The sequence below is a fragment of the Virgisporangium aurantiacum genome, from assembly GCF_016863635.1.
GTDB lineage: Bacteria > Actinomycetota > Actinomycetes > Mycobacteriales > Micromonosporaceae > Virgisporangium > Virgisporangium aurantiacum.
The window spans coordinates 1-11,894 of sequence record NZ_BOPG01000028.1 but is presented as its reverse complement, the minus strand read 5'-3'; the positions used below and the strand labels follow the sequence as shown (position 1 = coordinate 11,894).

Annotated in this window: 13 protein-coding genes and 1 pseudogene; 11 read left to right on the top strand and 3 right to left on the bottom strand. The window is 70.3% G+C overall.

Features of this window, described 5'->3' with window-relative positions; genetic code table 11:
- The first annotated feature begins 76 nt into the window (after positions 1 to 76).
- From Vau01_RS22665 to tkt, 3 genes are read left to right on the top strand one after another with little or no spacing between them, the layout of a single operon-like run.
- Positions 77 to 1,066 carry an acyl-CoA desaturase gene (locus Vau01_RS22665; protein WP_203996202.1) on the top strand — a complete coding sequence of 330 codons (990 nt, stop codon included), beginning with the start codon at positions 77 to 79 and terminating at the stop codon, positions 1,064 to 1,066.
- Positions 1,063 to 2,394, top strand: a complete 1,332-nt coding sequence (locus Vau01_RS22660; protein WP_239151783.1) for an AI-2E family transporter — start codon at positions 1,063 to 1,065, stop codon at positions 2,392 to 2,394. The genes Vau01_RS22665 and Vau01_RS22660 overlap by 4 nt, the downstream gene beginning before the upstream one ends.
- Positions 2,391 to 4,601 carry a transketolase gene (tkt, locus tag Vau01_RS22655; protein ID WP_203996089.1) on the top strand — a complete coding sequence of 737 codons (2,211 nt, stop codon included), beginning with the start codon at positions 2,391 to 2,393 and terminating at the stop codon, positions 4,599 to 4,601. Before Vau01_RS22660 ends, tkt begins: the two co-directional genes overlap by 4 nt.
- Positions 4,602 to 4,610: 9 nt before the next feature.
- Here tkt and Vau01_RS22650 read toward each other — a convergent pair whose 3' ends face one another.
- Positions 4,611 to 4,979: an STAS domain-containing protein gene (locus tag Vau01_RS22650; protein WP_203996088.1), complete on the bottom strand. Its 369-nt coding sequence runs from the start codon at positions 4,977 to 4,979 to the stop codon at positions 4,611 to 4,613.
- A gap of 120 nt (positions 4,980 to 5,099) precedes the next feature.
- The gene (locus tag Vau01_RS22645) at positions 5,100 to 6,296 is read right to left on the bottom strand and encodes a low temperature requirement protein A (RefSeq protein ID WP_203996086.1); all 1,197 of its coding nucleotides are present in this window, start codon (positions 6,294 to 6,296) and stop codon (positions 5,100 to 5,102) included.
- 175 nt (positions 6,297 to 6,471) lie between these two features.
- Between Vau01_RS22645 and Vau01_RS22640 the strand changes: the two genes are divergently transcribed.
- The 3 genes from Vau01_RS22640 to Vau01_RS22630 all read left to right on the top strand — a co-directional run bounded on the left by Vau01_RS22640 (position 6,472) and on the right by Vau01_RS22630 (position 8,483).
- Positions 6,472 to 7,161, top strand: coding sequence for a GAF and ANTAR domain-containing protein (locus Vau01_RS22640; RefSeq protein ID WP_239151782.1), 690 nt, complete (start codon positions 6,472 to 6,474; stop codon positions 7,159 to 7,161).
- A gap of 28 nt (positions 7,162 to 7,189) precedes the next feature.
- Complete coding sequence (locus Vau01_RS22635; protein WP_203996084.1) at positions 7,190 to 7,909, top strand: GAF and ANTAR domain-containing protein; 720 nt, start codon at positions 7,190 to 7,192, stop codon at positions 7,907 to 7,909.
- Between the two features lie 127 nt (positions 7,910 to 8,036).
- Positions 8,037 to 8,483, top strand: a complete 447-nt coding sequence (locus Vau01_RS22630; RefSeq protein ID WP_203996082.1) for an STAS domain-containing protein — start codon at positions 8,037 to 8,039, stop codon at positions 8,481 to 8,483.
- A 124-nt stretch (positions 8,484 to 8,607) separates the two neighbouring features.
- Here the strand turns inward: Vau01_RS22630 and Vau01_RS22625 are convergent, their stop codons facing one another.
- On the bottom strand, positions 8,608 to 8,799 hold the full coding sequence (locus Vau01_RS22625) for a hypothetical protein (RefSeq protein WP_203996081.1): 192 nt from the start codon (positions 8,797 to 8,799) through the stop codon (positions 8,608 to 8,610).
- Between the two features lie 44 nt (positions 8,800 to 8,843).
- Between Vau01_RS22625 and Vau01_RS22620 the strand changes: the two genes are divergently transcribed.
- The 5 genes and pseudogenes from Vau01_RS22620 to Vau01_RS22600 form a co-directional block, all read left to right on the top strand.
- Positions 8,844 to 9,194, top strand: coding sequence for an alpha/beta fold hydrolase (locus tag Vau01_RS22620; protein WP_203996080.1), 351 nt, complete (start codon positions 8,844 to 8,846; stop codon positions 9,192 to 9,194).
- Positions 9,195 to 9,271: 77 nt separating this feature from the next.
- Positions 9,272 to 9,943, top strand: coding sequence for a hypothetical protein (locus tag Vau01_RS22615; RefSeq protein ID WP_203996079.1), 672 nt, complete (start codon positions 9,272 to 9,274; stop codon positions 9,941 to 9,943).
- Between the two features lie 94 nt (positions 9,944 to 10,037).
- On the top strand, positions 10,038 to 10,211 hold the full coding sequence (locus Vau01_RS22610; protein ID WP_203996078.1) for a CsbD family protein: 174 nt from the start codon (positions 10,038 to 10,040) through the stop codon (positions 10,209 to 10,211).
- Positions 10,212 to 10,308: 97 nt separating this feature from the next.
- A complete protein-coding gene (locus tag Vau01_RS22605; protein WP_203996077.1) occupies positions 10,309 to 10,725 on the top strand; it encodes an ATP-binding protein in 417 nt (138 codons plus the stop codon).
- Between the two features lie 521 nt (positions 10,726 to 11,246).
- Positions 11,247 to 11,894: pseudogene (locus Vau01_RS22600) on the top strand (hypothetical protein); the annotation flags it as partial.

The window sequence follows — 11,894 nt, the reverse complement described above, 5'->3', positions numbered from 1 at the left end:
CGAAAGTCGGACGACCACCCGGTCGCCCGGACTCCGCGACCTCGTTGTCAAGGAGTCCCCTTTCGTGCATGCAGTGATGTCGACGCCCGTCAGCGAACGGGCGGCACCCGCACCGACCGGCCCGAACCCGTTGGTCGAGGCGACCCAGTCGCCCGCACAGCTGGTCGTTCTGTGGATCTTCGTGGTCGCTCCGTTCGTGGCGCTCCTCGCCGCGATACCCCTGGCATGGGGCTGGGGAGTGTCCACATTGGACATCGTGATGGCCGGTGCCGGATACCTGATCGCCATCGCGGGTGTGACCGTGGGATTCCACCGCCATCTCACCCACGGCTCGTTCAAGGCCCGCCGCCCGCTGCGGATCGCGCTGGCCGTCGCGGGATGCCTGGCGGTGGAAGGCGCACCGACGAAGTGGGTGGCCGATCACCGTCGCCATCACGCGTTCACCGACCGCGAAGGCGACCCGCACTCACCCTGGCGCTACGGCACCGGCGTGCTCGCCCTGGCCAAGGGCCTCCTGTACGCGCACTGCGGATGGCTGCTCAACCGCGAGATCACCAACAAGTCCCGCTTCGCGCCGGACCTGCTCGCCGACCGCGACATCCGCGTCGTCGACCGGCTCTTCGTTCCCCTGATCGTCGCCTCGCTGCTGGTGCCGGCGGCCATCGGCGGGCTGGTCACCGGCTCCTGGACCGGCGCGCTGACCGCGTTCTTCTGGGCCGGCCTGGTGCGCATGGCGTTGCTGCATCACGTGACCTGGTCGGTGAACTCGATCTGCCATGTCGTCGGCGAACGGCCGTTCGCCAGCAAGGACAGGGCGACGAACTTCTGGCCACTGGCCATCCTGTCCTTCGGCGAAAGCTGGCACAACTCGCACCACGCCGATCCGACCATCGCCCGGCACGGGGTTCTCCGCGGCCAGCTCGACCCCGGTGCCCGTCTCATCCGGCTCTTCGAGAAGGCCGGCTGGGTGCACGACGTGCGGTGGCCCACCGCGGCCCGGATCGCCGCCAAACGCGTCCCCGTACAGGAGGGTCGCCCGGTTCGTCGGTCGCTGAGTTCGCCATGAGCTGGATGACGCAGGCGCGGGTCGCACTGGCCCGCCGGGGCGGTTCGCCGCCGCCGTTCACCCCGCCTCCGGTGATCGCCGTCGAGCAACCGTCCACTGTGGACGACGGTCTCCCGCGCGGTATCCGGATCGGTGGCGCCTGGGCGTGGCGGATCATCCTGTTCATCGCCGCCGGCTACCTGCTGCTCCGGCTGCTCGGCGTGTTGCGCGTCGTGGTCATTCCGGTGGTGGTGGCGCTGCTGCTGGCCGCGTTGTTCGAACCGGCCGCCGCATGGCTGCGTCGGCGCGGGGTCAACCGGTCCCTGGCCGCCGGGACGGTTCTCATCGGTGGGCTGCTGGTGGTCGGTGGCGGTCTCGGACTGATCGTGCAGACGTTCGTCTCCCAGTTCGACGACCTGTCCACCCAGGTGAGCGACGGCGTCGGCGAGGTGCAGACGTGGCTCGCACAGGGCCCGCTGCACCTGTCCCAGCAACAACTCGATGACGGCCTCGAACGGTTGCAGAGGTCGGTCACCGACAACCAGGGCGCGTTGACCTCCGGCGCGGTGAGCACCGCCGCCACCCTCGGCGAGGTACTGGCCGGGTTCTTCGTCGTCCTGTTCACCCTGTTCTTCTTCCTCCGCGACGGCGATCAGATCTGGCGGTTCCTGTGCCGGCTCCTGCCCGGCCCCGCGCAGGTACCGGTCGCCCGGGCCGGGCACTACTCGTGGCACACCCTCGTGTCCTATGTCCGTGCCACCGTTCTCGTGGCGTTCGTCGACGCGGTCGGCATCGGCATCGGGCTTGCGGTGCTCGGCGTCCCGCTGGCGCTTCCGTTGGCCGCCCTCGTCTTCCTCGGCGCGTTCATTCCGGTCGTCGGCGCCACCGTGTCCGGTGCCGTCGCCGTTCTGGTGGCGCTGGTCACCGTGGGACCGGTGAAGGCGCTGATTCTCCTGGCCGTCGTCATCGCCGTGCAGCAGTTGGAAGGCCACGTCCTGCAGCCGCTCATCATGGGCCGCGCGGTCGCCCTGCATCCCCTGGCGGTCATCCTCGCCATCGCCACCGGTGTCGTCACCGCCGGCATCGTCGGCGGCCTCGTCGCCGTCCCGCTGCTCGCCGTCGTGAACACCGCGATCCGTTACCTCGCCGCGCATCCGACCGGCGAACCCACCCCCGACCACACCCCGCCGGGCACCGAGCCGACCGACCCCGACGACCGGACCGCCGAGCGCGCCGAGGAGCTGGCGACCGAACGGGCCGACCCGCAGGAGCCACCGCCCGACGACGCCCCGACCGGACCGGTCGGACCGGACCACACAGATCACAAGGTAGGAGTCACAGCGCAATGAGCGAACAGACCGTGATCGGCCGCGACTCCTCGCTGGGGTGGCCGGTCGCCGAACGCGCCGGCTGGGACTCCGTCGACGTGCGGGCGGTGGACACCGTGCGGCTGCTCGCCGCCGACGCCGTGCAGAAGGTCGGCAACGGCCATCCGGGCACCGCGATGAGCCTCGCACCGCTGGCATACCTGTTGTTCCACCGGGTGATGCGGCACGACCCGAACGACGACCAGTGGCTCGGCCGCGACCGGTTCGTGCTCTCCTGCGGTCACTCCAGCCTCACCTTGTACATCCAGCTGTACCTCGCCGGCTACGGGCTGGAACTCGACGACCTGAAGGCGTTGCGCACCTGGGGATCGGCCACGCCGGGGCATCCGGAGTTCCGGCACACCCGCGGGGTGGAGATCACCACCGGGCCGCTCGGGCAGGGGCTGGCCAGCGCCGTCGGAATGGCGCTGGCCGCCCGGCGCGAGCGGGGACTGCTGGACCCGGACGCCGCACCCGGCGAGAGCCCGTTCGACCACCACGTGTACGTGCTGGCCTCCGACGGGGACCTGATGGAAGGCGTCACCGCCGAGGCCAGTTCCCTGGCCGGTCACCAGGAACTCGGCAACCTGGTGCTGTTCTACGACTCCAACCACATCTCCATCGAGGACGACACCGACATCTCCTTCAGCGAGGATGTCGCCGCCCGGTACGCCGCCTACGGCTGGCACATGCAGACCGTCGACTGGACCGCGTCCGGTGCCTACGTCGAGGACGTCGACGCGCTCCTGGCCGCCACCGACGCGGCGAAGGCGGAGACGACCCGACCGTCGATCATCGTGCTGCGCACCGTCATCGGCTGGCCGGCCCCCACGGCCCGGAACACCGGCAAGGCACACGGATCGGCACTCGGCGACGACGAGATCGCCGCCACCAAACGGCTGCTCGGCTTCGACCCGCGGCACAGCTTCACCGTCGAGGACGCCGTGCTGGAACGGACCCGCCGGACCCGGGATCGCGGCCGCGACGTCCACGAGCATTGGCAACCCGGCTACGACGCCTGGCGCACCGCGAACCCCGATCGCGCCGCCCTGCTCGACCGGCTCCAGGCCCGCCGGCTCCCCGACGGCTGGACCGACGCGCTGCCCGTCTTCCCCGCCGACCCGAAGGGCATGGCCACCCGCAAGGCGTCCGGAGAGATCCTGACCGCGCTGGCACCGGTGCTGCCGGAACTGTGGGGCGGCTCGGCCGACCTCGCCGAGAGCAACAACACCACCATGACCGGCGAACCCTCGTTCGTCCCGGCCGACCGGCAGACCCGGCAGTGGACGGGCGGCCCGTACGGACGCACCCTGCACTTCGGCATCCGCGAGCACGCCATGGGCGCGATCCTCAACGGCATCGCGCTGCAGAGCCTGACCCGCCCGTACGGCGGAACGTTCCTCGTGTTCAGCGACTACATGCGCCCCGCCGTCCGGCTCGCCGCCCTCATGCAGCTGCCGGCCACCTACGTCTGGACCCACGACTCGATCGGCCTGGGCGAGGACGGACCCACCCACCAGCCGGTGGAACACCTCGCCGCCCTGCGCGCGATCCCCGGCCTCGACGTGGTCCGCCCCGGCGACGCCAACGAGACCACCGTGTGCTGGCGCACGATCCTGGAACACACCGACCGCCCGGCCGGCCTCGTGCTGACCCGGCAGAACCTACCGATCCTCGACCGCGGCCCCGACGCGTACGCGTCGGCCGACGGTGCGGCACGCGGCGGCTACATCGTCGCCGAAGCCGACACCGACCGAACTCCGGACGTCATCCTGATCGCTACCGGTTCCGAGGTCCAGATCGCGCTCGACGCCCGCGACCTGCTCACCGCCGACGGCATGGCCGTCCGGGTGGTGTCGATGCCCTGCCGGGAATGGTTCGCCGCGCAGCCGTCGGCCTACCGCGACGAGGTTCTCCCCCCGGAGGTCCGCGCCAGGGTCAGCGTCGAAGCCGGCATCGGGCAGTCCTGGCGCGACGTGGTCGGCGACGCGGGTCGGATCGTCAGCCTGGAACACTTCGGGGCCTCCGCGGACCACCTGCGGCTCTACCGCGAGTTCGGTATCACGTCCGAGGCCGTTGCCGGCGCCGCGCGCGACAGCATCCACGACAGCACGGCCGCGGTCCGGCCCGGCGGCCACCAGCAGGCGGCCGCCCCCACAACCGGCGGCACCGGCGACCACCCGGCCTGATCGTCGTGGTCACGACGGTCGCGGAATCCGGACGTGGGCGGGGCCGGCATCGTCGCCCCCGGTCGGGATCGGGTCCAGGCCGGTGATCTCGAGCACGAGGCGAGCCAGCCGGCTCGGATGATGGAGCACCAACGACGCATCGGGGACCGCGGTGCGCACGTCGGCAACGAAATTGGCGAACGTCGAGCACACGAACGTGACCGCGGTGAGATCGAGAACCACGACGTCGGGCCGCGACCGGGACAGCCGGGCGACCGCGTCGGCCAACGCGGGCTCGACACCCATGACGACGTCGCCCACCAGGCTCACCCGCGCCGACCCGGCGCCGGGCGGTGCGTCGATGGTGACTGCGAGCGGGCCGGAACGGACCTGATACACGGTGCACCCCTGGCGGCAACGGACCAGATATGGTCGCCGAGGTCCAGGGCACCATCCACCCTGTCGGGTGGCACCCGCATCGTACCCGCATCCGCGGGGTGGTTCGGCAGGGCGCACCCATCAGGTCTCGGCGGTCTGCAACGCCCCACGGCGTTGTTGCAGAATTCCCGCGACGACGGTGGCGGTCAGAACGGCGGCGACCGCTCCGAGCGCGGCGATGGCCGGCAGGGCGCTGATCAGACCGGGCAGTGCCACGACGGGGATCGCGACAGTGGGCCACGGCCATGCCGCCCGCCACCGGCCCGACGTGCCGGCCATGACGATCGCGATACCGGTGAGGAACACGGCGGCGCCGCCGTGCAGGGCCCACCGCCCGGCGGGGGCCAGGTCCGATCCGGGGTGCACGATGAACTGTTCGACGCCGACCGCGACGGCGGCGAGGCCTCCGACCAGCGGAAGGTGGCCGTACACGTAGGCGTCGGCGATTCCGCTCTCCTGGTCGTCCCCGTCGTCGACCAACTGTTTCTTGCCGGCCGCGCCGCCCAGGTCGAAGTAGATCCACCACAGCGCGGCGACGGTGACGAAGCCGACGGCCGCGACGAGCACCGACGGGGTCGTCCAGTGGGTGTCGTGGACGCCGAGGACGATGGAGGCGATCGACTCTCCGATGACGAGGATCACGAACAGCCCGAACCGCTCCGGCAGGTGGTCGAGGTGCAGTGGAACCCCTCCGCCGTACCGGGTGGCCAGGATCGGAGCGGTGGCCTCGACGATGATTCCCGCCGCCCACAGCAGGTAGCGGGCGTTGCCGTGCACGGTGAGGGAGGCGGCCCACAGGGTGGCGGCGGCGCCGGCACCGACCATGTAGATGCCGATCGTGGCGCGGGCCTCCGGGACGTGGCTGTACGCCCGGGCGTACAGCAGGACCAGAAGGACGCGGGTGGTGAGGTAGCCCAGCGTGAACGTGGTCGACGTGGCGCCGGTGGCCTCCTGGGCACTGGCGGCCATGACCATGACCGCGGCGGTGCCACCGAGGTTGGCGAGCCGGTAGATGACGTCGTTGGTGTCGAACCGGTTGGCGTACAGGGTCGTGGTCACCCATGACCACCAGATGATGGTCACCAACCCGGCGAAGACCAGCCCGCCGTGCAGGGTGAGGTCCTTGGTGAAGGCGAGCGCCAGTTCCGCCACCACCAGGACGTAGGCGAGGTCGAAGAACAGTTCGAGACGCGAAGCGGAGCGCTCCTCGTCCGTTCGCAGTCGCGGTGGACGGATCAGGGGCGCCGTATCGTCGCCGGTACCACGATCGATGGTCACCGTCGCCTCTTCCCGTTCGCGGACCGGCTAAACGAAGGTCGCCTCCGGCGCGGACGTGCGACGGGGCCTGGTTCGGATCGGCACCGTCCGGGTATCCTCACGCACGCCACCCCGGCCCCCGGTGGCGGAATCTTCTGGTACCCGCGATTCCGCTGACCGAGGTTTGGACACTCCCGTGGATGACCCGCTTCCGGCCGGGCGACCGGCCGTCGAGGACGTGACGGGGCAGCTCCGGGCCATCTGCGGCACCGCGGCACGGGTTCTGTCGGCGTCCGGGGTCGGGTTGAGTGTGATGGCGACCGACGGGACCTACGGCATGGCGACGGCGTCGGATCCGGCCACGGAGCGGATCGAGGAGTTGCAGTTCACCTACGGCGAAGGCCCGTGTGTCGACGCGTTCGCCTCCTGCCGGCCGGTGCTGGTGCCGGACCTGGCGGCCGACGCGATGTGCCGGTGGCCGATCTACGCGCCCGCGATCCACGACGCCGGGGTCCGGGCCGTCTTCGCGTTTCCTTTGCAGATCGGCGCCGTCCGCCTCGGCGCACTCGACGTTTTCCGCGTCCGCTCCGGGTCGCTGTCGCGGACCGAACTGGGTGAGGCGTTCACCTTCGCCGACCGGGCCGTGACGACCCTGCTGGACGGTCAGGAACGTGCCACCGATGACGCGGACGGCCTGGACGACGCGCTCGACAACCGGATCGACCTGTTCCAGGCGCAGGGCATGGTCATGGTCCAGCTCGGGGTCGGTCTGGCCGAGGCGTTGACGCGCATCAGGGCATACGCCTACGCGCAGGACCGTCGCCTCAGCGACGTGGCCGTAGACATCGTCGCCCGCCGGCTGCACTTCGACCGGGATCCCACATGAGTAGGCACGGCAACGCCGGGAGGCAGTCATGACCGTATCCGCTGAGCGTCTCGCACAGGTCTTTGTCGAGGTGGCCGATACTCTCGTTGCCGAGTTCGACGTGATCGAGTTCATGCAGATGCTGGCCAACCGAGCCGCCGGACTCGTCGACGCCTCCGCCGTCGGTCTGCTGCTGGCCGATCAGCACGGCCGGCTGCAGTTCATGGCGGCGTCGGACGAGAACACCAAACTGCTGGAACTGTTCCAGGTGCAGAGCCACGACGGCCCGTGCCTCGACGCGTTCAACACCGCCCGGCCCGTGGTCAACATCGACCTGCGGTCTGCCGGCGGCCGCTGGCCCAGGTTCGCCCCCCATGCCACCGCCGCCGGGTTCCGGTCCGTGCACGCCTTCCCGCTCCGGCTGCGTGACGAGGTGATCGGCGCGATGAACATCTTCGGCCACGACGTCGGCGGGCTCGACGAGACCGACACGCAGATCGTGCAGGCACTGGCCGACGTCGCCGCGATCGGCCTCCTGCAGGAACGGGCGATCAGCCGCGGCGAGGTCCTGACCGAGCAGCTTCAGGGTGCTCTGAACAGCCGGATCATCATCGAACAGGCCAAGGGCGCCATCGCACAGGCGCATAACATCACAGTCGACGTGGCCTTCGACCTGATCCGCGGCTACGCCCGCCGCACCAACCGCCGGCTCGGCGATGTCGCCCGTCTGGTCGTCACCGACCCGGGGAGCCTGCCCGATCTGGCCTGACCGGAAGAGCAACCCCCCGAAGCCGGTTTTCACCGGCGGGGGCGCGTAGGATGACGGGGGCAGTCCGATTTGGACGTTCGCCCCAGACCACGGCAGCCGCACCTGAAACGTCTTCAGAGGTGACGTCGTGGCCTTCCTGTCTCGACCCCGGGCGATCGTCAGCACAGTGGCGCGACCGGACTCCCCCTCGGCCTGGATCCGACTGGTCGGCGACATCGACTCGGCGGCGGTGCCGGCGTTGACGAAGGCCGCCGAGCGGCTGAACGGCCGGCCGACGCGCTCCATCGTGATCGACCTGACGGCCGTCACCTTCGCGTCGTCGACCCTCGCCAACTTCCTCGCTGAGCTTCATCGCGCTCATCCGGAGGCGGACCTGGTGCTCCACCGCCCATCCCGGATTGTTCTCGTGATCCTCGCGATAACCGGCCAGGACGAGTACGTGAGGGTCAGCCGCCAGCCCGTCGGCAGCGGCACCCGTAGGCGACCGGGCCATTGGCAGGCGATAGATCGGCAACCCGGCCGAACCGACGACACCGGCAATCCCGCGATCGCGCTTCCCGACGGCCCGTGGTGAGCGGGCTGACCCCACCTCCGTCCCGGCCCGGACGGCTCAGCGGTTCCGAACGGTGTTCCGCTCTCGCGGCGCCCGCCGACGCCGACGGTTTGTCAGTCGCTGGCACCGGATCCGGGCCGACCGGCTACACATCCGCGAACGGCCGGTCACCGCACCCGGCGCGATGCCGTGCGTCCTCCTGCACGGTCTCGCGGTGTCGCACCGCTACCTCATGCCGACCGCCCGATGCCTCCACCGGCGTGGTGTTCACGTACCGGACCTGCTCGGGTTCGGCCTGTCGGACAAGCCCGCCACCGTCCTCGACGTCGCCGGGCACGCGGAGACCCTGGCCACCCGCGCGCCGCGAGCATCGCCGGCCAGTTGCGACGGCTGGTCCGCATCCTGCCCGCCGAGGACTGGCGCCAGGCACCGATCCTCCACGCCGACATCCGCGACGCCGGAATCCGACGCATCGTCGCCACGCTCCGATACGCGGTCAGCGACCGCATCGACACCAAACTGCCCCGCCTCCGGGTACCGACGTTGCTGATCCGCGGCGCGCACGATCGGATCGCGCCCGGATCCTGGCTCGACCGGGCGGCCGCACTCGTTCCGGGTGCCCGCACCCTCGTCATCGAGGGCGCCGCCCACAACGCGGTCACCACCGCCGGCCCCGAACTCGCGGCGGCCGTCGACGCGTTCCTCGCATGCCAGCAGCGGACAGACCGGTAGATCGACGGTACGATGGCCGCTGTTGCCCCAGCCCCCGGCGACATCGGTCGATCGTCACTCGTGCCGGGGGTCCCTCCATGTCCGCTCCTGATGCGTCGACGTGGGTCGCCGAGGTCGACGAGCTGCGGCTCGACGCGTCGGCCGCACCGGCCGCCCGTATTCTCGCGCGCGCCGCGACGACGCTCGATTCGGCCGCCATGGTGGGTGCCCTGACCGGGTCGATCCGGGGCATGGGCGTGATCGCGACCTGGGACCGGGTGGCCAGTCCCGTGCTGCGGGCGCTGGAGCAGCTTCCGCCCGACACCGGGCAGCAGATCGCGGTCGAACGGATGCTGAGCCGTGCCGTGTCCGAGGCGTTCGCCGCCGTCCCGCGGCCGGAACCGGGTGTGCCGGTCCGGGTCCTCCTCGCCTGCGCCGACGACGAACAGCACACACTCGCCCTGCAGGCGCTCGCCGCCGCTGTCGCGGAGTTCGGCCTGTCCAGTTGTTCCCTCGGAGCGGGGATGCCGCCGGGAGCGTTGCACAGCGCCGTTCGCCGGGTCCGTCCCGTCGTCGCCGTCGTGTGGTCGCAGACATCCGCCACCGCCGACCCGGCGCACCTGCTGCCGTTGCTGATCGATCGGCCCTGCCGGGCGCTGGTCGCCGCCGGTCCGGGATGGACCGCTGTCGCCCTGCCGGAGGCTGTCGTACGCCCGACGGACCTGTCCGAGGCGTTCGACACGATCGTCGGCCTGATCACCGCCGGCTGAGCCGGCCGCGGTGAATGCCGGATCCCACAAAAGAGGTTGTGGACACCGCATACGGGTAGGAGGCGTCCAGGCTCAACGACATGGAGGTTCCGCCATGGGCTTGGACGACAAGGTCGAGAACGCCACGCAGGACACCACCGGCAAGGTGAAAGAGGGCGTCGGCAAGGCGACCGACGACGAACAGCTTGAAACCGAAGGCAAGAAGGACCAGGCCGGCGCGAGCATCAAGAAGGCCGGCGAAAAGATCAAGGACATCTTCAAGTCATAGTCCCGATCGCCGACAGGACGTGGTCGGAGGAAGCGGTCGCGGGTCAGTCGCGGCCGTTTCTCCGTCTCGTGGACGTCGACCCTGGTGAGGAGGGACGGTGAACCTGAGTATGACCCTGTCGTTGCCACGCCACACGTCCACCGTCACCTGCTCACGTGCCGTGATCGGCATCCTGTTGTCGGTGGCCGGAACCACCGCCGAGTGCTGCGAAGAACTCGCCGTGATAATGACCGAGGCGTGCACCAACGCCGTCGTGCACTCCGCGCCCGACAGCGAGGTCGACATCAGCGTCATCGTCGAAGACCGTCAGTGCGTCCTGGAGATCGGCAATCGGGGCGACACCGTCGGCGTGAAGATCACCCGCCAACCCGACGATCCGCTGCGCATCGGTGGCCGCGGCTTGCCGCTCATGGCGACACTCGCCGACACCGTGGCGTTCCTTCCGGCCGCCCCCGGACATGTTCGCCTCCGCGTCACCAAGCACCTTCCCGTCGACCCCTTACCGGACCGGTGACCCGCCTGCGTCAGGTCGTGATCGCCGAACAGGACGAGAGCCACCACCGCCCGCTGGCTGTCGGTCATCGTCGACATCCGCAGACCGCGAGGGAGCGGAGCCCCGCGACCGGAGTCGAACGCGAACCGTTCGTACGTGGCCAGCAGTCCCAGACAACGGTGATACGCAGACCTCGCGAGATGCACCCTTGTGACGTCGCGACGCTCGGGCCGACCGCCGAACCGGCACACGGCGGCGATGGTGTCGCTGACCACCTCGTCCGCCGCGTCGTCGTCACCAAGAATGAGAGACGCCAGCCGTGTCAGTGCCTCGGCATGACGGCGACACAGTTCCCGTGAGAGGTTCCGATCGGACTGCCAGGATGTGACGCGCTGGTGGATCGGAGGTACTCCGTGGACCGTCGGACGCGACGCGACCTGAGATTGGCGTCCACGATCCGCTTAGCCCATCGGCGGCCGGGTAGCTACCGCTGTCGAACCCCTCGCCTCCGCGAGGGTGCGACAACAGGGAGCGAATACCCCATGCATGATCAGGACACGTACGCCCGCGCGCCCACCTACGACAGTGGCACGCACGAGGCGACCGATACGGGTTCGAAGGTCGCGGTCGCCGCCGGAACGGCGAAGGAGACCGTCACGGACGGGGCGCGCACCGTAGCCGGCACCGCGAAGCGCGAGGCCGGATCCGTCGTGAACGAGGCCGGAAGCCAGGTCCGCAGGCTCGCGTCGCAGGCCCGCGATCAGGCCACCGACCGGGTCCGCAGCCAGCACAACCAGGCCGTCGACCGGCTTCGCGGCCTCGCCGACGAGTTCGCCGACATGGGCGGGGACGGTGACTCGCCGGGCAAGGCCATGGTGAGCGACCTCGGCCGGCGCGGCCATCGGGTAGCCGACTACCTCGCCGACCGCGGACCGGAAGGTCTGGTGTCGGAGGTGACCGACTTCGCGCGGCGGCGTCCGCTGGCGTTCGTCGCCGGTGCTGTCGCGGTCGGGTTCCTCGTCGGCCGGCTCGGCAAGAACGTGTGGAAGGCGAAGTCCGACGGTGACTCCGGTCAGCCGGCGTTGTCGACCTCCCGGCCCGAACCGGTGTATTCCGAGCCGGTGTATTCCGAGCCGGTGTATTCCGAGCCGGTGTATTCCGAGCCGGTGTATTCCGAGCCGGTGTATTCC

What these genes read in the sequence shown, in the direction of transcription:
- Vau01_RS22665 (WP_203996202.1), top strand. Translation starts at nt 77, where the DNA reads ATGTCGACGCCCGTCAGCGAACGGGCGGCACCCGCACCGACCGGCCCG.
- Vau01_RS22660 (WP_239151783.1), top strand. Translation starts at nt 1,063, where the DNA reads ATGAGCTGGATGACGCAGGCGCGGGTCGCACTGGCCCGCCGGGGCGGT.
- tkt (WP_203996089.1), top strand. Translation starts at nt 2,391, where the DNA reads ATGAGCGAACAGACCGTGATCGGCCGCGACTCCTCGCTGGGGTGGCCG.
- Vau01_RS22635 (WP_203996084.1), top strand. Translation starts at nt 7,190, where the DNA reads ATGACCGTATCCGCTGAGCGTCTCGCACAGGTCTTTGTCGAGGTGGCC.
- Vau01_RS22615 (WP_203996079.1), top strand. Translation starts at nt 9,272, where the DNA reads ATGTCCGCTCCTGATGCGTCGACGTGGGTCGCCGAGGTCGACGAGCTG.
- Vau01_RS22610 (WP_203996078.1), top strand. Translation starts at nt 10,038, where the DNA reads ATGGGCTTGGACGACAAGGTCGAGAACGCCACGCAGGACACCACCGGC.